Below are 23063 nucleotides of genomic sequence, written 5' to 3' on the forward strand. Positions count from 1 at the left end.
CCGGCCCTGTCCCCCCACCGAAACACCGGGAGAACCATGAAGATCACCGTCGAGGAAGACAAGTGCTGCGGCGCCGGACAATGCGTGCTGATCGCCCCTGAGGTCTTCGACCAGCGCGACGACGACGGTATCGTCATCCTGCTCGACGCCACCCCCGCGGAGGACCAGTACGAGCAGGTCCTCGAGGCCGCCGCCGTCTGTCCCGCCGCCTGCATCCACCTGGACGACAAGGCATGACTTCCGTACAAAGCGTTCTGGTCGTCGGAGCCTCGGCCGCCGGTCTGACGACTGCCGAGGCGCTGCGCCGCAAGGGCTTCACCGGATCCCTGTCCCTGCTCGGCTCGGAGAGCGAACTTCCCTACGACCGGCCACCGTTGTCGAAGCAGGTCCTGAGTGGCGCCTGGGAGCCGGAGCGCGCCCAGCTGCGTTCCGCAGAAGCCCTGGCGGCGCTGGACGCGGAGTTCGTCCTCGGCGACCCCGCGGTCGGCCTCGACGCCGACAACCGCAAGATCACCACCGCGTCCGGACGGACCCTCACCGCGGACGCCGTGGTCATCGCGACCGGCGCCACCGCCCGGACCCTGCCCGAACAGCGCGGGGTGCGCGGTACCCATGTGCTCAGAAAACTGGAGGACGCCGCGGCGTTGAGGGCCGGTCTGCTCTCCGCGCGCCGGGTCGTCGTCGTCGGTGACGGCGTGCTGGGGGCGGAGACCGCGGCGACCGCGCGGCAGATGGGCCTGGACGTGACCCTGGTCGGGCCGCAGGAGGCACCGATGACCGGGCAGCTCGGTGCCCTGGTCGCCGGTCATCTCGCCGACCTCCATCGGCGCAACGGGGTCAAGCTGCGCGGCGGGGTGCTGCCGGACGCCCTGCACACCGAGGACGGCGCGGTCTCCGGTCTGCGGCTCAGCGACGGTACGGAGCTGGAGGCGGACGTCGTGGTCACGGCGGTCGGTTGCACTCCGGCCACGGACTGGCTGGAGAGCAGCGGTCTGAACCTGGACAACGGTGTCGTCTGCGATGCCTACTGCCGGGCGGCTCCGGGCATTTGGGCAGTGGGGGATGTGGCCCGCTGGCACCATCAGGGGCTGGGACGGCTCGTACGGCTGGAGAACCGGACCAACGCCGCCGAGCAGGGTCTCGCCGTCGCTGCGGACATCCTCGGTGACGGCAAGCCCTATGTGCCTGTTCCGTACTTCTGGACCGACCAGTTCGACGTCAAGCTCCAGGTCTACGGCATCGCCTCGGCCGTCGCCCGGGCCGAGGTCGTCGAGGGCGACCCGGTCGAGGGGCGCTTCGTGGTCAGCATGACAGGCCCTCAGGGGCCCGAGTGCGTCCTCGGCTGGAACATGCCCAAGCAGGCCCGTCTGCAGCGTGCCGCCGTGGTGGACCACTACACGCGGCCCCGGCAGCCCGTCACCCCCTGATACCGGCCGCTCAACCCGCATGGTCGGGAACGGCGGGTCTGCCCGCCGCAGGTCCCGTACCGGCCTCCCGTAGGCCGCAACCACCCCGCCCCACGGGCGCGTTCCCTCTTCCCCCCACGTCACGGAAGCCGATGATGACCACCCAGAGCAAGACAGACGACAGCATTCCCGCGTTCCCGCCGCCCCGCTCCGCCGTGTGCCCCTTCGCGCCGTCCCCGGAGTTAACGGCCCTCGCCGATCACGGTCCGGTGACCAGGGTGCGTTCCTGGGGCGGCTCGACCCCGTGGGCCGTCACCGGTCACGCGGAACAGAAGGAACTGCTGGCCGACCCGCGTCTCAGCGCCGACTTCGCCGCGCCCAACTTCCCCAGCCCCATCGATCCCCGGTACAGCCACGGGGGCGCCACCGATCTCAGCTTCGTCGGCATGGACGACCCGGAGCATCTCCGGCTGCGCCGCATGATCAGCGGTGCGTTCACCATCAAGCGGGTCGAGGTGATGCGCCCGGCGGTGCAGCGCATCACCGACGACTTCATCGACCGGATGCTGGCCGGCCCCAACCCCGCCGACCTCGTCCAGTGCCTGGCGTTGCCACTGCCGTCCCTGGTGATCTCCGAGATGCTCGGGGTGCCCTACGAGGACCACGAGTTCTTCCAGCGGAACAGCAAGGTGCTGGTCTCCGCCACCGCGACCGGAGAAGAACGCGGCGCGGCGCACACGGCGCTCGCCGACTATCTGCACGACCTCGTCGCCCAGAAGACCGCCGAGCCGGGCGACGACCTGATCTCCAAGCTCGGCGCGCAGGTGCGGTCCGGCGAGCTCACCGCCCGCGAGGCCGCCACCATGGGCGTGCTGCTCCTGCTCGGCGGCCACGAGACCACCGCCAACATGATCAGCCTGGGCACTCTGACGCTGCTCCAGCACCCCGAGCAGCTGGAGATGATCCGCGACGCCGAGGACCCCCAGGTCGTCGTGAACGCGGTCGAGGAGTTGCTGCGCTACCTCTCCATCGTGCACCTGGGCCGGCGTCGCACGGCGCTGGAGGACATCGAGATCGCCGGGTACACCATCCCCGCCGGTGACGGTGTCATCCTGCTCGGCGAACTGGCCAACCGGGACCCCGAGGTGTTCGCCGAACCGGACCGGCTCGACATCACCCGCAACGCCCGCCGGCACCAGGCGTTCGGCGGCGGCACCCACCACTGCGTGGGCCAGCCGCTCGCGCGCCTCGAGCTCCAGGTGGTCTACCCGACCCTCTTCCGCCGCATCCCCACCCTCCGTGCGGCCGTCCCGCTCCAGGACGTGAAGTTCAAGTACGACGCGGTGATCTACGGCCTCCACGAGCTGCCCGTCACCTGGTAACGACGGTCAGCGGGAACAGCGACGGCGCGATGCCGCCGAAGGCATCGCGCCGTCGCAGCTGTCGCACCGGAAGCAAGGCGACCCGACCTGGCCTCAGTCCTCGACGAGCGGCTGTGATCCGGGGCACCGACGTCAGGTCGCCGCCGCATAACACCGGACGGTCACCTTCTGCTCCGGGCCCCACTGCTGTTCGACCGTGGCCAGCAGCTGCCAGCCGAGCCGCTCGTACAAGGCGGCCGCCGCAGTGTCGGAAGCCACCACATCGAGCACCGGATGCAGGCCGCGATCCTGTGCTTCGGTGACAGCCTGCGCCATCAGCAGCGCACCGATCCTGTGGCCGCGGGCCCACGGCGCGACGAACAGCCGGTTGACCACGGCGGTCGCGTCGACACTCACCCCTGCGCGAGCGCTCCACAGCCCGGGTGCCGCGTCCCCCGCATCGCTCCGGGACAGGCCGATATGGCCGGCGATACGGCCGTCCAGTTCCGCCACCCACGAGGCGACCAGCGACGGCGGCGTGAGCCATGCCTCCGGGAACTCGGGCCAGTTCACCGGATAGCCGTCATGCTCATGGACCGCTGCCAGCACCCGCACACAGTCACCGAGGTCACCATCGGTCCGCCGGCGGGCACTCGGGGGTACGTCCACACCGGACACGCTCTCGCTCTTCACTGCGGCATCGAAACACGGATCAAAGGACCGTGACCAGTCACTTTCGCAACAGACCCTGGCGCCGCAAGGCAGCGGTGCCCCGGTCCGCCCGGGGTTTCCTGCGAGGCGGCAAGGGACGTGGCGTCAGTGCCCTTCTGCAGAGTGCCGACATGATCAACGACTTGGACGGCATCGACGGGTCGTCGATGAGACATGCCTACGGCCCGGCCGTCGATCGCCCGGCCGCGACATTTACCGCTGATCCTTTCGTTGCGGCCGCCGCCGTGCACAACTAGTAATTCCACCAGTTTCGGATCCCGAGCAGGGCGTGAGTATCACCCGGAATACGCCTGGCGCACAGCGCACCGACGAGCTCCGGATCGGTGAGCAGCACCTTGGCGACCCGGGAGCCCTTTGGGGTGCGGCATATACGGCAAGTCCCTTAATAAAGTCAAGAGTTGACATGCCGCAGGGCGTGGATCCATGATCACGTCCATGTCAAAGGAGTCATCTGGGTGGCTCCCGATGACAAGTGCATCAACATAACCAGGTAAAGCAATCGATCGAATTCCGGCGCATCCCCACCCACCGGATTGACGGTTGTCCGCCGGCGGAATTCCGTGCGGTGCCGTCCTTCAATGCGCCGTCGTTCCGCCCCGGTCAACCCCCACAGGAAAGCCAGGCCTTGCCGGTGCACAACACGCCCCCTGCCGAGTCCCACCGCATCCGTCCGGCGTCCTTCTCCCAGCAGCGGCTGTGGTTCCTGGCCCAACTGCCGGGCGCGAACGCCGCCTACAACGAGACCCTCGCCTCCTTCCGGATCGACGGCCCGCTCGATCGCGAGGCCCTGCTGAGCGCTTTCGGGCTTCTGACCGACCGTCACGAGAGTCTGCGCACACGGCTGGTGGCGGAGGACGGCGTCGTGAGCCAGCACATCGACCCGCCGGGCGCCGGGTTCAAGCTTGTCTTCGAGGACCTCGGTGCCGACCCCGATCCCGACGAGCGCGTGGCCCGATATCAACGGGAGGAGGCGGAGCGGCCGTTCGACCTGGCGGCCGGCCCGCTCGGGCGTGGCCGGCTGATCGCGCTGGGTCCCCGACGGCACGTCCTGCTGCTGACGTTCCACCACATCATCTTCGACGGCACCTCGATGAAGGTGATGATGGAGGAGGTCGCCGCCCACTACACGGCGGCGCTCACGGGCGGCAAGGCAGACCTCCCGGAACTCACGGTGCAGTACGCGGACTACGCGCAACAGCAGCGCGAGGCGGTCCTCGGCGGTGCCCTCGCCTCCCAGGAGGACTTCTGGCGACGCACACTGGAGGGCGCTCCGGCCGTCCTGGAACTGCCCACCCGAGGGCCACGCCCGGCCGAACAGCGCTATGACGGCGGACGCGTCGAGTTCGCTCTGGACGCCGATGTCACCGACGCGCTCCGCGCCCTCGTCCGCTCCCAGCAGGCCAGCCTCTTCAACGCCGTCCTCACCGGCTGGGCCATCCTGATGTCCCGCCTGTCCGGACAGGACGACATCGTTGTCGGCAGCCCGGTGGCCGGCCGCCGCGCACCCGGCGCCGCCGGACTCATCGGCTTCGTCGTCAACACGCTCCCGCTGCGCGTCGACCTCTCCGGTTCCCCCACCGCGTCCGAGGCCCTGGCCCGCACCCGCACCGCCGTCCGGGCGGCCCTCGCCCAGCAGGACCTGCCCTTCGAGCGCATCGTCGAATTGATGAACCCGCCGCGCAGCGCCTCCCACACCCCCCTGTTCCAGACCATGCTGGCCTGGGTGCCGGACCGGCACGACCTGCTGCACCTGCCCGGGGTGACGACCGAGCCCCTGCCGATCCAGGACGCCCCGGCCAAGTTCGACCTCGTCCTGTCGGCGGCCGAGTCCGAAGGCCGCCTCGTCGGGCACCTCGACTACGCGACCGCGCTGTTCGACGCCGGCACCGTGGAGCGATGGGCCGGACACCTGCGCCACCTGCTCACCGACCTCGCCCGGCACCCGGACCGCGACATCCACACCCTGGAACTGATGGACCCGGGCGAGCGCCGGCATCTGATCCGCCGGGGGGACGCGACACGACAGCACGGGGAACCCCCGGCGGCCGACCCCGTGGCAGCCGCTCTGCGCGCGGCCAGCGGAGTCACCGATCTTTTCGAGGCCCGGGTCCGCGAGCATCCCACCCATGTCGCCGTCGTCGACACGGAGGGCGCGATGGACTACGCGACCCTCGACCGCCGCGCCAACCGCCTCGCGCACGCCCTCGTCGCTCGCTCGGTCCGCCCCGGTGACGTCGTGGGACTGCACGCGCGACGCAACCGCGACCTGCTCGTCGGCATCCTGGGCATCCTGAAGTCGGGCGCCGCCTACCTCCCACTCGACCCCGCACAGCCCGTCTCCCGGCTGACCGCCATGGTCGAGGACGCCGTCTGCCCCGTCGTACTGAGCGACCACCCGGAGGTGGACCGCCCGGGGGAGTGGCTCGACCTGGGCACCGTGGAGGCCGAGGCGGCGAGCTGTGACCTGCCGCCGCTTGCGGTCACCCGCGCCGCGGACCGGATCGCATATGTGATCTTCACTTCCGGGTCCACGGGACGGCCCAAGGGCGTCGCCGTCGAACACCGCAGTGTCCTCAACCTGTTCACGGTCTGGCACGAACGGATGGGCACCGCCCCCGGCGAGATCGGCTCGGCCTGGTCCAGCACCGCCTTCGACGCCTCCATCCATGAACTCCTGCTGCCCCTGACCACCGGCGGCGAGGTGCACATCGTCCCCGACGAGGTGCGAGGCGACCCGGGCGCCCTGCTGGGCTGGATGCGCGAGCACCGGGTGACCCAGGCGTTCCTGCCGCCCGCCTACGTCCGCTGGATCGACGAGGATCCCGGCGAGCGCCTGCGCGGTCTGCCCCTGCGCAAGCTGCTCACCGGCGTCGAGTCCCTGACCGAGGCCGCACTGCACCGCATGACCGAACACCTGCCCGGCCTACGGATCTGCTTCGGGTACGGCCCCACCGAGGCGACGCTCTACAGCACCGCCTACTACGAGCCACGCCCGCTGGAGCGCCCCTGCCCGATCGGCTGGCCGCTGCCCGGCACCCGCCTCTACCTGCTCGACTCCCGGATGCAGCCCGTCCCGCCCGGCGTCGTCGGCGAGATCTATCTCGGCGGGGAGTCCCTGGCCCGCGGCTATCTCAACCGCCCCGACCTCACCGAGGAACGCTTCCTGCCCGACCCGTTCGTCCCCGGCGCCCGCGTCTACCGCACCGGAGATCTCGCCCGCTGGGGGGACGACGGTCAGGCCCACTACGCGGGTCGTGCCGACGACCAGGTCAAACTCCGTGGCTTCCGGATCGAGCCCGGGGAGATCGAGGCCGCGCTGCTGCGTCTGCCGGGCGTGCGCGAGGCGGCCGTCCTCGTCGACCGGGACACGGCCGGTCAGCCACGGCTGGTCGCGGGCATCGGCCGGGGGAGTGCACCGCCCCGCAACGACTGGCGTACAGCCCTCGCCCAGGACCTGCCCGACTATATGATCCCCGCCGTCTTCGTCGATCTGGAGAGCCTCCCGCTGAACTCCAGCGGCAAGCTCGACCGCCCCGCGCTCCTGCGGCAGGCCCGCGAGCAGACCACCGACCAGGTCAACACGGCCACCCCGCGCGACCATGTCGAACACGCCCTGTACCGCATATGGCAGCAGGTCCTGCTGCACCCCGGGATAGGCATCGGCGACAACTTCTTCGACATCGGCGGCACCTCCCTCTCCGCCATCAAGATGGCCCACCATGTGACCGAGACCTTCGGCCGTCCGCTCCCCGTCGCCGAGGTCATGGTGCGTCCCACCATCGAATCGCTCGCGGCGCTGCTGAGGGAGGACGCCACCGACCATGAGCCGGGCAGTCTCATCGAGTTCCGCCGGGGCCCGGGCCCCAAGGTGATCTGCGTGCACCCTGCCGGAGGCACCGCCTTCTGCTACCTCCCGCTGGCCGCACTCCTGCCCGCTCACACGGGGCTCTACGGGATCCAGTCCCCGGGCGTGAACCCCGGAGAGGACGTCCTGCCCACCGTGGAGGCCATGGCGGAGGCGTATCTGCGGATGCTCGAACCCCTCGGCGAGGGGCCCCTCGTGCTGACCGGCCTGTCCTACGGAGGCCTGGTCGCCCACGAGATGGGACGCCTGCTGAGCCTCGCCGGACGCGATGACGTCAGCGTCGTCCTGCTCGACACCCAGGCGACCGACGACGCCTCGGCCCGGGAGGCGATCACCCCCGTCGACGCGGCCGAGTTCCGCGACAAACTGGTGCGGTTCAACGGGATGTACCCGGGTATCGACGACGCCCAGGTGGACCGGTACTTCCGGCTCTACAACCACAACCGGCTCACCGCCCGGGACCACCGCCCGGGCGCCTCTCCCGCCCGTCTCGTCCTCGCCGAGGCCGTGCCCGACGGCGCCGACACCCCCTCCCATGCCGAGGTCCGTGACTTCTGGCGGCGACGCGCGACGGGAGACTTCCGGGTGGAGACGCTGGAGTGCGACCACTGGGAGGTCCTGGAGGGCACTGGGACGGCACGGGTCGCCGACCTGCTGGCCGCCGAACTCGCGTATCACGAGAAGCAGTCGGCCACGGAACAGCACTCCGCCGTCGCACCGGTGGGAGAGGCGCGATGAACACCCCTCGCCTCGAGCCCGGCTCGCTCGCCGGGGCCGTACTCGCCCAGGCCCGCCGTACGCCCGCCGCGGTCGCCGTCGAGGACGGCGCCCATGTCCTGGACTACGCGGAACTCGACCGGCTCAGCGGCCGGGTAGCCGCTCACCTTCGCCGTCGTGGAGTGCGCCCCGGGCAGGCCGTCGCGGTCTGCCTGCCCCGCTCCTGGCAACTGGTGTGCGTCATGCTGGGCATCCGCCGGGCCGGCGCCGTCGTCGTCCCGCTCGACCGGGTGAGCCCCCACGACCGGCAATGTCACATTCTCGAGGACTCCGGCGCCGCCGTCGTGATCCACGACGGCGAGAGCGCCCACCCCGGTGCCCTGGACGCCGCCGACCTGCTCCGGCCCCCGCAGGACACCGTCGAGCCGGAGCCCACCGCCGGTGCTCCCGACGAAACCGGCTTCGTCTTCTACACCTCCGGCAGCACCGGCCGCCCCAAGGGCGTCGAGGTCACCGACGCGGGCGTGCTGCGGCTGGCCCGGCCCGGCTATATCGAGCTGAAGCCCGGGGACCGCTACGCCTGTCTGTCCAACCCCGCCTTCGACGCCCTCAGTTTCGAGGTGTGGGCCCCGCTGGTGACCGGCGGTGTCTGCGTCGTACTGGACGACATACAGGTGCACACCCCCCACCGGCTCGAGGCCGTGCTGCGCGAGCGCCGGGTGGACACCCTGTTCATCACGGCGGCCCTGTTCCACACGGTCGTCGAGAAGGTCCCCCACTGCTTCGCCGACACCACCCAGGTCCTCATCGGCGGGGAACGACTCGACCCACGGTCGATCCGCCGCTGGTACGAGGCCAATCCCGGCACCGCCACCGTTCTGCACAACGTGTACGGCCCGACGGAGGCCACGACCTTCGCCCTGATCCACCCCGTCCCACGGGACTTCGACACCGACGAGGTACCGATCGGCACCCCGCTGCCGGGGACCGGACTGCTGCTGCGCACCCAGGACGGACGCACCGCGGACCCCGGCGAACTTGCCGAACTGCTGCTCTGCGGAACGGCGTTGGCCCGCGGATACCGCAACCTTCCCGAGGAGACCGCGCGCAGCTTCGTCGAGCTGCCGGACGAGAGCGGCACCCCATGCCGCTGGTACCGCACCGGCGACCTCGTACGCCAGGACCCCGAGGGACGCGTCACCTATGTCGGCCGGGCGGACCGGCAGGTCAAGGTGCGCGGCTTCCGCATCGAACCCGGTGAGGTGGAGCAGCGGATCCAGGCCCTGCCCGCCGTGCGCCAGGTCTATGCCTGCGTCCGGCGGGACACGGCCGGCCGCAACGAACTGCTGGCCTTCCTCGTCCCCGGTGACGGCCTCGACTTCGACGCCTACGAGCGCCACCTCACCACCGCCCTGCCCCCGTACATGCGCCCCCATCACACCCATCTGGTCACCGAACTCCCGCTGAACGCCAACGGGAAGGTCGACCGGGCCGCCCTGATCGAGGCAGCGGGAACACCCTGGCGGGCCGGCCGCGAGGGCGCCGCCCGGGTCACCGATGAACAACGGCCCGTGCTGGAGATCGCCGAGGAGATCCTCGACGTCCGCGGACTGCGCCCCGACGACCGCTGGATCCCCAACGGCGGCGACTCGCTGAAGGCACTGCGGTTCCGCTTCGAGATCCACCACCGCTTCGCCGTCGACCTGCCCCAGGACCTCGTCCTGCGCGCCGACTTCGCCGCCCTCGCGGACGCGGTGCACGCCCCGGACGGCGCCGCCCGCCCGCACCCGCCGGTACCGCCCGCCACCGAGGAACCGGACGCGCCCGCCACCAGCGAGCAGGAACGCCTCTGGCTGCTGCACCAGCGCGACCCCGAGGACCGCTCCTACGACGTGCCGCTCGCTTTCCGGATCAGGGGACATGTCGACCCGGAGGCATTGCACCGCGCGGTGCACACCCTGGTGCAGCGGAACCCGGCCCTGCGTACTTGTCTGGTCCCGGCCCCCGACGGACTGCGTCAGCGCACCGAACGCCCCTACGACCCCTGGCAACCGTTGGAGAGCCGGGCGGGGGAGCGGTGGCAGGACACCGCCGACCGCTTCTTCGCCCACCGTTTCGACCTCACCGATCCGCGGATGTTCCGCGCCGCCTGGGTGCGGCGGTCCGACGGCGGCCTGCTGCTCCTCCACCTCCACCACGCGGCCGTGGACGGCTGGTCCCTCAACCTCCTCCTCCAGGACCTCAGCGAGGCCTACGCCGGGGCCCCCGCACGCCCGGAACCGCCCGTCATCCCCCTCGACTTCGCGCGCTGGCAGCAGGACTGGCGTGCGACCGGCGCCTACGCACGACACCGCGCGGACCTCCTCGCCCATTACGACGACGAGCCGGCCCCCTCGGCCCCCCTGCCCGACCCCGCACCCGAACAGCGTCGGCGGGCCCGGCTCCTGCGCACCTCCCTCGACCTGACGCATCGCACCGCCCTGGACCGGCGCGCCGCCGCAGCGGGACTGACCCGGTTCCAGCTACTGGTGTCCGCGTTCACCGCGAGCCTGTACGGAGTGACGGGACAGACCCGCCCGCTGGTCGCCGCACCCGTGGCCAACCGCCCCCGCCCCGAGTTCGGCGATGTGGTCGGCATGTTCGCCAACACCGTGCTCCTCGACCTGGCGGCCCGGCCCCGGGACACCCTCGACAGCAACCTCGCCGCGCACGCGGACACCGTGAGTGCCGTGCTGGGCGGGCAGGAGGTCGCTCTCGCCGACGTCCTCGCCGACCGGTCCTTCCGCGAGCGCACCCCGCTGTTCGACTACCTGTTCGTGCTGGAGAACACCGAGTTCTCCCGGCTGAGCCTGGACGGCTGTCGCACCGAGCCCCGCTGGCCGCAGCCGACGGGAGCCAAGTGCGCCCTCACCCTCTCGGTCGTCGAGCACGAGTCCGGCTTCGACTGCCTGTGGGAGTACCGGGACGACATCGGCACCGAGCGCGCCCGGGTCGCCGCCCGGCTCTTCCGTGAGGCCCTGGAGCATCTGACCGCCGGCAGCGACCTCACCCTGCGCGAACTCGTCGCCCCCTACCGGCACAGCCTCGACCGGCCGGGCCACGGCACCGAGCCCGCGGACGACGTGACCACCGTGGCCGAGGCGTTCGCCCGCCAGGTGTCCCGCACCCCCGACGCCCCCGCCGTGACCCTCGGCGACACCACCCTCACCTATGCCGAACTCGACGCACAGGCCGACGAGTTCGCCTCGGCCCTGAGCGCCTTCCGCCCGGCCGATCCCGCCGCGCCCGCAGCCGTGGCCCTCTACCTCCAGCCCTCCGTCGAACACATCGTCGCCCTCCTGGCGGCGACCCGCCTCAACCTGACCCTTGTCCCCCTCGACCCCGCCTATCCGCCGTCCCTGCTGCGCCATGTGCTCGACCAGGCCGCACCGCGTTGCGTCGTGGTCGCCCCCGAGGACACCGCCGTTCTCGACACCATCGCCCCGCCGGACCTGCCTCGGCACGTCCTCACCCTCGCCGACACACCCCGGGCCCCACGCGTTCCCCACCGGCACCAAGGGCTACGCCCCCTGTACACCTTGTTCACCTCCGGCTCCACCGGGACCCCCAAAGGCGTCCAGGTCCCCGACCGGACCCTGTGCAACCTGCTGTCCTGGCAGCGGGAGCAGGGCGGACTGGACCGGCCCGCCGTCACCCAGCAGTTCTCCATGCTGTCCTTCGACGTCTCCTTCCAGGAGATCCTGACCACCCTGTGCAACGGCGGCGAGCTGCGGCTGGTGAAACCGGCCTGGCGGCAGGACGTCCCCGCCCTGCTGCGAGAGCTGGAGAACGGGGCCGTGGAACGGATCTTCCTCCCCTATGTGGCCCTCCAACTCCTCGCCGAACACGGCGTGCGCCTGGGCCGGTACCCCTCCCGACTCCGAGAGGTCGTGACCGCGGGCGAGCAGCTGGTGTGCACCGACGCCATCCGCACCTGGTTCGCCGGACTTCCGGGCGGCGCACGGCTGTTCAACCACTACGGCCCGACCGAGACCCATGTCGTCAGCGGACTGTGGCTCGACGGCGACCCCGCCACCTGGCCCCTGCGCCCCGCGATCGGGCGGCCGGTGTCAGGGGCGGTGCTGCGGGTGGCCGACGAGGAGGGCCTCCCCGTCCCGCCCGGCGTCACCGGCGAACTGCTGATCGGTGGCCTCATGGCCACCCGCTGCTACCTCGGCGGCGACGACGCACACCGCGACCGGTTCCTCGACGATCCGGAACTCGGCACCTTCTACCGCACCGGCGACCAGGCGTACTTCGACCGGCAGGGCCTGCTGCACCACGCGGGCCGCGACGACGGCCAGGTCAAACTCGGCGGCCACCGGCTGGAACTGGGACAGGTCGAGGCCGCGCTCCTCCAGTACCCCGGGGTGACCAACGCCGTCGCCGGCGTGGAGGAGGGCCGGCTCGTGGCCGTCCTCCAGTGCGGGGAAGAAGCCCCCGATACCGTCGGCCTCGCCGCCCATCTCGACGGACTGCTCCCGGCCTACATCCGTATCGCCCGCTTCCGCCTGGTCGACGACCTCCCCCGCACGCCGAGCGGCAAACTGGACCGTCGGGCGGCACTCACCGCACCCGGCAGAGAACTGCTTCCCGCCGCCTCCCCGACCGAGGCCCCGACCGGACTCGAACAACGGCTGGCCGGCCTGTTCGAGACGGCCACCGGCAAGGTGCCCGGCGTCGACCAGCGGTTCTTCGACGCCGGGGCCACCAGTCTGGACCTGATGCGGTTCCACCTCAGATGCGCGGGAGAGGGCGACCTTCCCTTCTCCGTACCGGATCTGTTCGAACACGTCAGCCTGCGCGCGCTTGCCCGGTTCCTCACACAGGACCGCACCGCCGCCGAGCCGGACCGTGCCCCTTCCCGGGCGCCGGCACGAGCCGACGAACCGATCGCCGTCATCGGGATGGCGGTACGGCTGCCCGGCGCGGACGATCTGGCATCCTTCTGGGACCTGGTGGTCACCGGCCGCCGCGGCATCGAGCACTTTCCCGCGACCGAGGGCCGCACCGGTGCCCGCAGCCAGATGGCGGGCCTGCTCGCCTTCGACCCGGGCAGGTTCACCATCAGCCCCCAGGAAGCCCGGCTGATGGACCCCCAGCAGCGCCACCTCCTGATGAACTGCGTCGAGGCCCTCGCCCACACCGGGCTGGGCGACCCCGCCACCCGGCGGGTGGGGATCATCGCGTCCTGCGGCGAGAACACCTACCACCAGAAGATGCTCCGCGAGGCGGATCCCGGCGCGCTGCCGGACAGCTTCCGCATGGCCCAGCATCACGACAAGGACTTCCTCGCCACCAAGGCCGCCTACCATCTGGGACTCACCGGCCCGGCGCTCACCGTCCAGTCCGCCTGCTCCAGCTCCCTCGTCGGGGTGCATATCGCCTCGGGGATGCTCCGGCAGGGCGACGCCGAGGCGATGATCGTCGCGGGTGTCCTCGTCGACACCGAGCTGACCGACGGCTACACCTACCGCCCGCAGCACATCTTCTCGCCGGACGGGCACTGCCGGCCCTTCAGCGCGGACGCCGAGGGCACCATCGGGGCCAGCGGCGCCGGCGCCGTCGTCCTCAAACCCCTCTCCGCCGCCCGCCGGGACGGCGACACCGTGTACGCCGTCCTCACCGGGTCGGGCGTCAACAACGACGGCGCGGACAAGCTCGGCTACAGCGCTCCCTCCCGCGCCGGACAGCGCGACGCCATCCGCGCCGCCCTGACGCGCAGCGGCCGCCGGGCCACCGACCTCGGCTACATCGAGGCCCATGGCACGGGCACCCGGCTCGGCGACCCCGTGGAGGCCGCCGCGCTGCGCGAGGCGTACGGGCTCGAGGACGACGCGCGAGTGCCGCTGTCCTCGGTGAAGAGCCAGATCGGACACCTGGGCGCCGCGGCCGGAGTCGTCGGCCTGATCCGCGCCGTCCTCGCCGTGCACCACGGGATCCTTCCGCCCACGGCCGACTTCGACCGGCTCAACCCCGCCATCGACGACGGCCCGTTCCGGGTGCCCGTCGCGGCCGAACCCTGGCCGGCGAACACCCCCAGGGTGGCCGCCGTGAGCAGCTTCGGCATCGGCGGAACCAACGCGCACCTCCTCCTTGAACGGCCCGAGGAGACACCGGCCGCTCCCCACGCGCTGCCGGTGATTCCCTGTCTGGTGCTGTCGGGCAGCTCCGACGCCGCCGTGCGCGCCGACGGCCGTCGCATCGCCGACTACCTGGAGGCACACCCCGACGCCTACCCGCAGGTGCTACGCCATCTCCAGGCCGGCCGGCCCGCGCTCAGCCACCGCGCGGCGGCGGCCTGCCCGGACGTCTCCTCCGCCGTCGGCCGGCTGCGCTCCCTGACGACGGTCGCACCCGCACCGTCCGCGCCCCGGTTGTCCGCCGACGGCCTCGACCCGCACGCCCTCGCCGAGGCGTGGACCGCCGGACACACCCTCCTCTGGCCCGAGGGCCCGGCCCCCGCGCCCTGGGACTTCCCGCCGCCCGCCTTCGAGACCGCGGAGTACGACTTTCCGCGCGCACCCGCTCCGGAACGCGCCGCCCCGGCGGACGAGGCCACCGCGGCACCCGGACCCGAGCAGGTACCACGACTGCCCATGGCCCAGTGGCTCCACCAGCCCCTCTGGGCACGCCTGCGCCGGGCGCGCACCGGCGGCCACGATCCTGCCCGCATCGCCGTCGTCGTCACCGCCGCCGACTCCGCGCACTCCGCCGACTCCGGTGACTCCGGGGACGAGGCCTGGCGGTTCCTCGAACGGCACTACGCCCGGGTCGTGACCGTGCGAGCGGGAGCCGTCTTCACCCGCATCGACGAGGACCGCTACCAGGCCGACCCCGCCGACCCCGCGCACCTTTCCGCGCTCCTCACCCGCGTCACCGGCGCCACCCCGGCCGTCGACTGGCTGCACGCGCTGCCGCTCGCCCTGCACGGCGAACCGAGCACCGACGCCGTCGAGACGGGCCAGTGGGCCTGCCTCGACACCGTCGCCGCCCTCACCCTGGCCGTGGCCGCCCTCCCGGAGGGGCAACGGCCGAACCTCTGGCTGCTGTCCCACCAGGCGCAGCCGGTCACCGGCGACGTCCGCACCCCCGAGGCGGGTCTGCTCGCCGCCGCCCTCGAAGTCCCCCGCCAGGAACTGGGCGTGTCCGCACGCTGGGCCGATCTGCCCGGACCCCGCCCCGCCGACTGGGCCGCCCATCTGCCCGACGTGCTCCTCGACACCGCACTCACCATGACGGCGACGGCTCTGCGCGACGGCTACTGGTGGCACCGCACACTCCAGTCCGTCCCCGTATCCATACCGGAGTCGGCCCCGCCGTCCATCCCCGGTACCCACCTGGTGCTCGGTGGCACCGGCGGCATCGGCACCACCCTGGCCGCCTGCCTGCTGCGGCAACCCGGCAACCGCGTCGTCCTGGTCGCACGCGGCACCGACACACCGGACGCGCTCGCTGCGTTCCCCGACCGTGTCACTCTGGTGTCCGCCGACCTCGCCACGGAGGAACCGGAGACGATCGCCGCCCGACTCGCCCCGCACCTGGCCGGCCTCACCGGAATCGTCCATGCCGCCGGAACGGCCGCGGGGGGCCTTCTCGCCCGGCGCGAACCCGTCACCGCCCGCCGCGCCACCGCGGCCAAACTGCGCGGTGCCCTGCTCGTCGAACTCCTCCTCGCCGAACACGACCCCGACTACGCGCTGTTCTGCTCGTCGATGGCCGCCCGGTTCGGGGGCGTCGGCCAGTTCGACTACGCGGCGGCCAACGCCTTCCTGGACGCCCACGCCCACCACGCGCCATCCGGCCGCACCCGCACCGTGCGGATGAGCATCGGCTGGGACGCATGGCGAGAGGTGGGCATGGCGCAGCACGCTCTGGGCACCGACAGCCGCCATCAGGCACATCTGACGGTCGCGCTCACGCCCGAGGAAGGCGCCACCCTCTTCGAGCAGGCCCTCGATCTGCGCCTGCCGCATCTGATGGTCAACACCACGGACCTGGCCGCCGCATCCCTCTTCTACGAACCGGCACCCCGCCCGCGTACTCCGGCAGCCGACGACGACCCCACCACCGCCCTCACCGCCGCCCTCTGCGGACTTCTCGGCGTGGACACCATCGACCCCCAGGCGGCGCTGTACGACCTGGGAGCCGACTCACTGACCCTTCTGGAACTCCTCGACGAGGTGAAACGCCTCTTCGGCACCGACCTCGACCTGTCCCGCCTCAGCCATCGGGTCAGTCTCGCCGAGATCCTCGGCCACCTCGGATCCGACACCCGTTCCTCGGAAGCGGTGGAGGTCGAGGTGTGGCAGCAAGGAACGGGCCGCGACGTGCTGTGCCTCGTCCACCCCGTCGGCGGCGACATCCAGGCCTACCGCCCCCTCGTGGCAGCCCTGCCCGACGACCTGACTGTCTGCCTGATCGCCGACCCGGCGCTGCGCGACCCCGCGCAGGCCCCCCTGACGATCACCGAGCGCGCGGAACGCTATCTGGCGTCCGTCCGGGACACGTTCCCCGGCACCGGCCACCGACTGCGCCTCGCCGGCTGGTCGTTCGGCGCCTGGACCGCCCTGTCCATGGCGGCACTCGCCGAGTCACAGGGCGACGCCGTGGACGCCCTCTACCTGCTCGACCCGCCTCCGCCCGGTGCGGGACGACTCCTCGCCGCCTACAGCGAGGAACAGGTGGACGCCGTCTTCGCACGCGAGCTGAGCGGCGGCCGCGCCGAAAGCCTGCCGGACGCCGGCCGCGCCTACGCCGAGCGCCTCGCGCACTGCTGCCGCAGCAACCTCGCCGCCATGGCCGGGCATCACGTACCGCGTCTGCACAGCACCCCCACCACCGTCTGGCTCGCCGAACGCCCGGTCGGCGAAGGGCTCCTCGCCCCGGAACCGACCGCCCCCGACGCCTGGGACCACCACCTGCCTGGCCCACGGGTCGAGCGCATCGACGCGGACCACTACGAACTCGTCGCCGAACCCCACGTCCAGGACATCGCCGTCGTCCTCTCGGCCCCGTCACCGCCGAACTCCTCGACCATGCCCTGAGAACCGCCCCGGCCCCACCCCCGACCCATCACGGAGGTCCCTCATGGAGGACTACGCACTGCGAGCCGTCGAACAGCTCACCACCCGCCCCGTGGAACCCTACGAGGCCATCACCGTCGCTCCGTTGACCCCGCTGCTCGGCGCGGAGGTCTCCGGCATCGACCTCGCCCGGGAGCTGACACCACAGCAGGAGAAGGAACTCAAGCACGCCTTCGCGGCCCACCACGTGCTGGTCTTCCGCGACCAGGACATCACACCCGAGGAGCACAAGCGCTTCGCGGGCGTCTTCGGTGACCTGCACCCCGTCACCCTGCCGGTCGAGGGCTCCGACCCGTACATCCTGGACATCAAGGCCGGCAAGGACTCGCGGAACGTGGCCGGCAACGGCTGGCACGCGGACGGCACCGCCGACGCCGAACCCTCCCTCGGATCCATGCTCTACATCACGACCATGCCCGAGGGCGGCAGCGGCGGCGACACCCTCTTCGCCAATATGCACCTCGCCTATGAACTCCTCTCACCCGCCCTGCGCGCCTTCCTCGACGGTCTGACGGCCCTCCACGACGGTGCCCTGCCGTGGACCGCGGCCGGCCAGACGCCGCCGCCCGAGTACGACGTGCCGCGCACCGAACACCCCGTGGTCGTCCGGCACCCGGAGAACGGCCGCAAGCTGCTGTTCGTCAACGCCCCCTACACGTCCCACATCACCCAGCTCTCCCCGGCCGAGAGCGACGCCCTGCTCGGCATGCTCTACCGGCACATCGCCCAGACCCCGCTGCTGCACTGCCGGGTCCGGTGGCAGGAACGCACCCTGGTGTTCTGGGACAACCGCAGCGTCCAGCACCATGCCGTCTGGGACTACTTCCCCCTGACCCGGGAAGGCCGCCGCGTGGCGATCGACGGCACCAAACTGGACGCCTGACCGCCGGGTCACCGATCCCCGGCCCCTCGAACAGCTTCGGCGTCAGGGGCGACTCGGACGAGGTTCCTTCGAGACGTCCTTCACGAACACGATGCCGTCACTGTCCGCCAGATGGGCCGGGTCGAGCGGGGCGTAGCCGAACCAGGGAGACACCCGGGGCGCCGGCCGCCTGTCGCCGAGGGCGGCGGCCAGCCGCGGGGCGTCGATGACGCAGCGGTCCTCCGGGAGGGCGTAGAGGAGTCCTTCGACGGTGTCCGGCGGCGGGGTGTCCACTCCCTGGTGCCGGATCGTGCCGAGGGCCGTGGGCGCGAAGGCGTACTCCTCGCCGAGCCGGGCGCTCACCAGCGCACCGGCGCTCCACCACTCCACCGACCCCTGCCACATTTGCATGGTGCTCTTCTCCCGCTGGAGATGGGAGTTGTGGGCGTGGACGAGTGCCGGGCCCCGAGCGGCGAGGGCAAGGAGGTTGTGGGCCATCATCGCGTCGCGCAGCGCGCACAGCCGCGTCATACGGGCCGGTGAGGTGTCGGCCATCCAGTGGTGGTAGCGCAGCAGGCCGGTCGCGGTCCGCCCGTACAGGCAGGCCCGGTCCCAGTCCTCCCGCGAGGTGGCCGCGAGCAGGTGCGGTGTCTGGGCGTCGAGCAGCGCCACCAGATCGTCGGCGAGCAGCCGCAACTCCCTGGCCTCGACCGACCGCCCCACAGACCGGGCCGGGTCCATCATCGCTGCGGGGTCGGTCCACCGGTCGTCGGTGCCGAGCAGACCGTCGAGGGTGTCCATGGTGCAGGGGAGCAGATCCGCGTCCACCCGGGCCGCGAGGTAGTCGTGAAGTGCGGTGAGGGCCTCCCGGGGGCTCGCGGCGTGGGTGATCTCCAGCGGGCCGTCGAAACCGGCGAAGCGGAGCCACTCGGACGCGGGCCGGCCGGCGTTGTAGGCGCGCATCCAGTGCACCAGTTCGCGGTTGCCGGCGAAGGCGCCCCAGCCGTGACTGAACCCATGCTCCATGACCTCGTCGAGGGTGCCGGTTCCCGAGGTGATGTGGTCGTCCACGGCCAGCCCCGTCATGCAGTCGCTCTCGATCGCGATCGTTCGGTAGCCCTCCTCCTCGACAAGCTGCCGGAACAGCTCGTTGCGCAGCCTGAGCAGGGTGTCCTCGCCATGGGTGGGCTCGCCCAGAGCCAGCAGCCGGGGCCGGGCCGGGAGCAGCCTCAGGACGACGGCAGCGTCGACGACATGGGCGGCGTCCTTGATGTCAGTAGCCATGCCTTCAACGCTATCGTTGAACCCTCGGTTGAAACTTTGCCGCGGTATCGTCGCTGACATGGGCCAAAACCTTCAAAGCGGCGAGCGCCTCAGGCCGGTCGATCTGGCGCGCGGGCACGGTCTGTCCACGCAGGCGGTCAGGAACTACGAGGAGGCCGGCATCCTTCCGCCCGCCGATCGCACACCCCACGGCTACCGCACCTACACCCCGCTGCACGCACAGGCCCTGAGCGCCTTCCTCGCCCTGGTGCCCGGCCACGGCCACCCGACGGCGACGTCGATCATGCGGGCCGTGAACCGGGGAGCGGTCGACGAGGCGTTCCGACTCCTCGACGAGAGCCACGCCCAGCTCCTCGACGACCGCCGGACCCTCCAGGCCGTGGAGAGCGCCCTCCGTGACCTGGAGCCCACCACGACGCCCGAGCCGGCCGCGGTGAGCGGCACCTTCATCGGTCCACTGGCGGGGAAGCTCGGGATCCGGCCCGCGACACTGCGCACCTGGGAGCGCGCCGGTCTGGTGACCCCGCGCCGCGACCCACGGACCGGGTACCGCGTCTACCACCAGTCCGATGTACGGGACGCCCGACTGGCCCACCAGCTCAGGCGGGGCGGCTATCTGCTGGAGCAGATCGCCCCGCTGCTCGCCCAGGTGCGAGCGGCCGGCGGGCTGAAGCCCCTGGAGACCGCACTGCGCGACTGGCACGGCCGACTGTCCAGCCGCAGCCGCGCGATGCTGACCGGCGCCGCCGAACTGGACGAGTACCTCCGCCGGCGCGAATGAGACGTCGGCCGCCGGCCGGAGAGCACACGAGCCGCAGACCAGCCACTCGGTCGACGGCCGCGTCGTCCGTCGTCCGTGTTCCGCAGCCACCGCACACCTGTCGAGGCGATGCGAGACTGGTGGAAAACACCCGCTTACGGCTGATTCGGCACGATCAGCAGCCGCTAGGCGAGGGAGGAAACGACCATGATCTCCGCGGCATTTCCGTACCCGAAGCAGCGCCGGCGGGTTCTCGGCCTCGAGATGGCGTATGTGGAGATCGGCGAGGGCGACCCCGTCGTGCTGCTGCACGGTAATCCCACCTCGTCGTACCTCTGGCGCAATGTGCTGCCGTATCTGCAGTCGCGGGGCCGCTGCATCGCCCCCGACCTGATCGGCATGGGCGACTCCGACAAGCTGCCCGACAGCGGGCCAGGCTCATATCGCTTCGTGGAGCACCGGCGCCATCTCGACGCCTTGCTGGATGCTCTGGACGTGCATGAGCGCGTCACGCTGGTCGTTCATGACTGGGGCTCGGCGCTCGGCTTCGACTGGGCCAACCGCCACCGTGAGGCGGTCAAGGGCATCGCCTATATGGAGGCGATCGTGCGACCGCAGGCCTGGGACCACTGGGACAGGATGGGACAGCGCTTGCTCCTGCACGAGCTGCGCTCCGAGGCCGGCGAGACGATGGTCCTGCGGGACAACCTCTTCGTCGAACAGGTGCTGCCGCAGGCCGTCCTGCGCACCCTCTCGGCCGAGGAGATGGCGGCGTACCGAAGGCCGTTCGCCGAGCCCGGCGAGGGACGTCGGCCGACACTGACCTGGCCCCGGGAGATCCCCATCGAGGGTGAGCCCGCCGATGTGGCCGCGATCACGGCCGCCTACGCGGACTGGCTGGCCACGAGCGACGTACCCAAACTGTTCGTGAAGGCCGAGCCGGGCGCGATCCTCGCCAGCGACTGGCTGCTCGACTTCGTCCGCAAGTGGCCGGCACAGACCGAGGTGACGGTGCCAGGAATCCACTTCGTCCAGGAAGACTCCCCGGACGAGATCGGACGGGCCATCGCCGACTGGATGGAGACGCTGAGCTGACGGGGCCCCCTTCTGGCCGCCGGAGCGGGACCTTTCGGCCGATGAGGTGGTCGATATCGCCCGGACTGGTCCTAGTCGACTCGGACCACGTACTTTCCCCGCACTCCGCCCGCCTCCAGCGCCCGGTGGGCCGCCGCTGTCTCCTCCAGGGGGAAGACCTCGTCCACCGCCGGGCGTAGCCTTCCCTCCGCCACCTCGCGGGCGAGGTCGTCGAAGAGGGCCCGCTTGGGGTCGCCGCTGAAGAAGCGCACCCGGCCGCGCCCGTGTACGGCGCTGGCCGCGATGTAGCCGAGCGAGGCGGCGAGCCGGGTCTGGTCGAAGGTGATGGTGACCATGCGTCCGCCGGGTTTCAACAGGCGCCGGAAGGCCCGCAGATCGGTGCCCGCCGTGTCGAGGACCACGTCGAACAGGCCCAGCTCCGCCGGGGCGACGGTCCGGTGGTCGACGGCATGGCGGGCGCCGAGGGAGCGGACGAAGTCCAGGTTGGCGGCGCGGGCCAGGGCCGTGACCTCGGCGCCGTACGCCTGCCCGAGCTGGACGGCGGCGTTGCCGACCCCTCCCGCCGCGCCCCGTACGAGCAGCCGTTCGCCGGGGCGCAGTGCGGCCTTGTCGCGGAGCGCGGTGACGGCCGTGGTGGCCACCGGCAGTGCGGCGGCGGTCACCAGGTCCAGTCCGTCCGGGACCCGGCCGAGCCGTTCGGCCCGCACGGTCACATATTCGGCGGCGCTGCCGAACCCGGAGAGACGGCCCATGACACCCCACACCCGGTCGCCGACCGCTACGCCCCTCGTACCGGTGCCGAGTGCGGCGACCTCACCGGTGAAGTCCAGCCCGATGCGCTTGGGGAACCTCCGGCCGGTGAGGAGGCGGAGGCGACCGGAACGGGCCGCCAGTTCGCCGCCGTTGACGCTGAACGCACGCACCCGGACGAGGACCTCGCCGGGTGCGGGTTGGGGGCGGGGTACCCGGCCCACGTACAACACCTCGGGGCCGCCGAAGCGGTCGAACAATACTGCTTTCATCGTGCGGTCGTTCATCGTTCTCACCTTCGCCGCCAGTGGCCGTGCGGGGGACCAGGGCGCCGAGCGTAGGCTGTGAAACGGACGAGATCGTCCGTTTGGCCGGAGGTGAGAGACAGTGGTGGGTGAATCCTCTCGGATCGCGGGCCCGGACGGGCTGCGGACCGACGCCCGGCGCAATCGGGGGCGCATTCTGGTCGCCGCCCGCGCAGTCTTCGCCGAGCACGGCATCGATGCGCCCATGGCGACCGTCGCGCGTCGGGCGGGAGTCGGCGTGGCCACGCTGTACCGGCATTTCCCGACCCGGGACGTCCTGGTGCGAGCCGCGTTCGCCGAGCAGATGAAGACCTGTGCCGGGACCCTCACCGAGGCGCTGGCCGACCCCGACCCCTGGCAGGGCTTCCAGCGGCTGATCGAGACGGTCTGCGAACTCCAGCGGGAGGAAAGGGGGTTCCCCGCCGCGTTCCTCGCGGCCTTCCCGGACAGCACGGTGCAGCACGCCCGGGCCAGGGAACAGGCCGAGCGGGACCTCATGACCCTGGTCCGCAGGGCCCAGGCGGCGGGCGCACTCCGGGCCGACTTCCACCCCTCCGACCTCACCGTGGCCCTGCTGGCCCACTGCGGCCTGGTCACCGCGCTGCCGCACGACCGCGCGGCGTCCCGGCGCCTGGTGGCGTATCTCCTCCAGTCGTTCCGCACCGAGGCGGCCCACGGGCCGCTGCCCCCGCCCAGCGCGCTGTCGCTCGGGAGTGTCCCGCTCGCCACCGACAGCTCCCCGGGCCGGTGACCGTCCAGTACCTGATGCGCGGCAACGCAGGAGCAGGAAGCCGGGCGCGC

General features: G+C 71.7%; 13 protein-coding genes. 10 read left to right on the plus strand and 3 right to left on the minus strand.

Going from position 1 to position 23063, the window contains the following annotated elements:
• Nucleotides 1–36 precede the first annotated feature (36 nt).
• The 3 genes from CP978_RS33765 to CP978_RS33775 all read left to right on the plus strand — a co-directional run bounded on the left by CP978_RS33765 (nt 37) and on the right by CP978_RS33775 (nt 2788).
• On the plus strand, nt 37–237 hold the full coding sequence (locus tag CP978_RS33765; protein WP_043447405.1) for a ferredoxin: 201 nt from the start codon (nt 37–39) through the stop codon (nt 235–237).
• On the plus strand, nt 234–1427 hold the full coding sequence (locus CP978_RS33770) for an NAD(P)/FAD-dependent oxidoreductase (RefSeq protein WP_043447408.1): 1194 nt from the start codon (nt 234–236) through the stop codon (nt 1425–1427). The genes CP978_RS33765 and CP978_RS33770 overlap by 4 nt, the downstream gene beginning before the upstream one ends.
• 134 nt (nt 1428–1561) lie before the next feature.
• A complete protein-coding gene (locus CP978_RS33775) occupies nt 1562–2788 on the plus strand; it encodes a cytochrome P450 (protein WP_043450267.1) in 1227 nt (408 codons plus the stop codon).
• 132 nt (nt 2789–2920) lie between these two features.
• Here the strand turns inward: CP978_RS33775 and CP978_RS33780 are convergent, their stop codons facing one another.
• Complete coding sequence (locus CP978_RS33780; RefSeq protein ID WP_043447411.1) at nt 2921–3460, minus strand: GNAT family N-acetyltransferase; 540 nt, start codon at nt 3458–3460, stop codon at nt 2921–2923.
• A gap of 149 nt (nt 3461–3609) precedes the next feature.
• Here CP978_RS33780 and CP978_RS36170 point away from each other — a divergent pair, with 149 nt between their 5' ends.
• From CP978_RS36170 to CP978_RS33795, 4 genes are all read left to right on the plus strand, one after another.
• A complete protein-coding gene (locus tag CP978_RS36170; RefSeq protein WP_260421140.1) occupies nt 3610–3735 on the plus strand; it encodes a hypothetical protein in 126 nt (41 codons plus the stop codon).
• A gap of 395 nt (nt 3736–4130) precedes the next feature.
• Nucleotides 4131–8102 carry a non-ribosomal peptide synthetase gene (locus tag CP978_RS33785; protein ID WP_207312937.1) on the plus strand — a complete coding sequence of 1324 codons (3972 nt, stop codon included), beginning with the start codon at nt 4131–4133 and terminating at the stop codon, nt 8100–8102.
• Nucleotides 8099–17167 carry a non-ribosomal peptide synthetase gene (locus CP978_RS33790; protein ID WP_043447414.1) on the plus strand — a complete coding sequence of 3023 codons (9069 nt, stop codon included), beginning with the start codon at nt 8099–8101 and terminating at the stop codon, nt 17165–17167. Before CP978_RS33785 ends, CP978_RS33790 begins: the two co-directional genes overlap by 4 nt.
• A gap of 43 nt (nt 17168–17210) precedes the next feature.
• Nucleotides 17211–18089 carry a TauD/TfdA dioxygenase family protein gene (locus tag CP978_RS33795; protein ID WP_043447417.1) on the plus strand — a complete coding sequence of 293 codons (879 nt, stop codon included), beginning with the start codon at nt 17211–17213 and terminating at the stop codon, nt 18087–18089.
• A 42-nt stretch (nt 18090–18131) separates the two neighbouring features.
• On the opposite strand, the gene CP978_RS33800 is transcribed toward CP978_RS33795, so the two are convergent.
• Nucleotides 18132–19352, minus strand: a complete 1221-nt coding sequence (locus tag CP978_RS33800; RefSeq protein WP_043447419.1) for an erythromycin esterase family protein — start codon at nt 19350–19352, stop codon at nt 18132–18134.
• Nucleotides 19353–19410: 58 nt separating this feature from the next.
• Between CP978_RS33800 and CP978_RS33805 the strand changes: the two genes are divergently transcribed.
• Both CP978_RS33805 and CP978_RS33810 read left to right on the plus strand, forming a co-directional pair.
• Nucleotides 19411–20133 carry a TioE family transcriptional regulator gene (locus tag CP978_RS33805; RefSeq protein WP_043447422.1) on the plus strand — a complete coding sequence of 241 codons (723 nt, stop codon included), beginning with the start codon at nt 19411–19413 and terminating at the stop codon, nt 20131–20133.
• Nucleotides 20134–20319: 186 nt separating this feature from the next.
• Nucleotides 20320–21207, plus strand: coding sequence for a haloalkane dehalogenase (locus CP978_RS33810; RefSeq protein ID WP_043447425.1), 888 nt, complete (start codon nt 20320–20322; stop codon nt 21205–21207).
• 71 nt (nt 21208–21278) lie between these two features.
• On the opposite strand, the gene CP978_RS33815 is transcribed toward CP978_RS33810, so the two are convergent.
• A complete protein-coding gene (locus tag CP978_RS33815; RefSeq protein WP_043447428.1) occupies nt 21279–22244 on the minus strand; it encodes an NAD(P)-dependent alcohol dehydrogenase in 966 nt (321 codons plus the stop codon).
• Between the two features lie 103 nt (nt 22245–22347).
• Here CP978_RS33815 and CP978_RS33820 point away from each other — a divergent pair, with 103 nt between their 5' ends.
• The gene (locus CP978_RS33820) at nt 22348–23013 is read left to right on the plus strand and encodes a TetR/AcrR family transcriptional regulator (RefSeq protein WP_043450271.1); all 666 of its coding nucleotides are present in this window, start codon (nt 22348–22350) and stop codon (nt 23011–23013) included.
• Nucleotides 23014–23063: the final 50 nt, after the last annotated feature.

It is taken from the genome of Streptomyces nodosus (assembly GCF_008704995.1).
Classification (GTDB): Bacteria; Actinomycetota; Actinomycetes; order Streptomycetales; family Streptomycetaceae; genus Streptomyces; species Streptomyces nodosus.

Coding starts and splice junctions, on each gene's coding strand:
- CP978_RS33765 (WP_043447405.1), top strand. CDS start 37: ATGAAGATCACCGTCGAGGAAGACAAGTGCTGCGGCGCCGGACAATGC.
- CP978_RS33770 (WP_043447408.1), top strand. CDS start 234: ATGACTTCCGTACAAAGCGTTCTGGTCGTCGGAGCCTCGGCCGCCGGT.
- CP978_RS33775 (WP_043450267.1), top strand. CDS start 1,562: ATGACCACCCAGAGCAAGACAGACGACAGCATTCCCGCGTTCCCGCCG.
- CP978_RS36170 (WP_260421140.1), top strand. CDS start 3,610: ATGATCAACGACTTGGACGGCATCGACGGGTCGTCGATGAGACATGCC.
- CP978_RS33790 (WP_043447414.1), top strand. CDS start 8,099: ATGAACACCCCTCGCCTCGAGCCCGGCTCGCTCGCCGGGGCCGTACTC.
- CP978_RS33795 (WP_043447417.1), top strand. CDS start 17,211: ATGGAGGACTACGCACTGCGAGCCGTCGAACAGCTCACCACCCGCCCC.
- CP978_RS33800 (WP_043447419.1), bottom strand. CDS start 19,352: ATGGCTACTGACATCAAGGACGCCGCCCATGTCGTCGACGCTGCCGTC.
- CP978_RS33805 (WP_043447422.1), top strand. CDS start 19,411: ATGGGCCAAAACCTTCAAAGCGGCGAGCGCCTCAGGCCGGTCGATCTG.
- CP978_RS33810 (WP_043447425.1), top strand. CDS start 20,320: ATGATCTCCGCGGCATTTCCGTACCCGAAGCAGCGCCGGCGGGTTCTC.
- CP978_RS33815 (WP_043447428.1), bottom strand. CDS start 22,244: ATGAACGACCGCACGATGAAAGCAGTATTGTTCGACCGCTTCGGCGGC.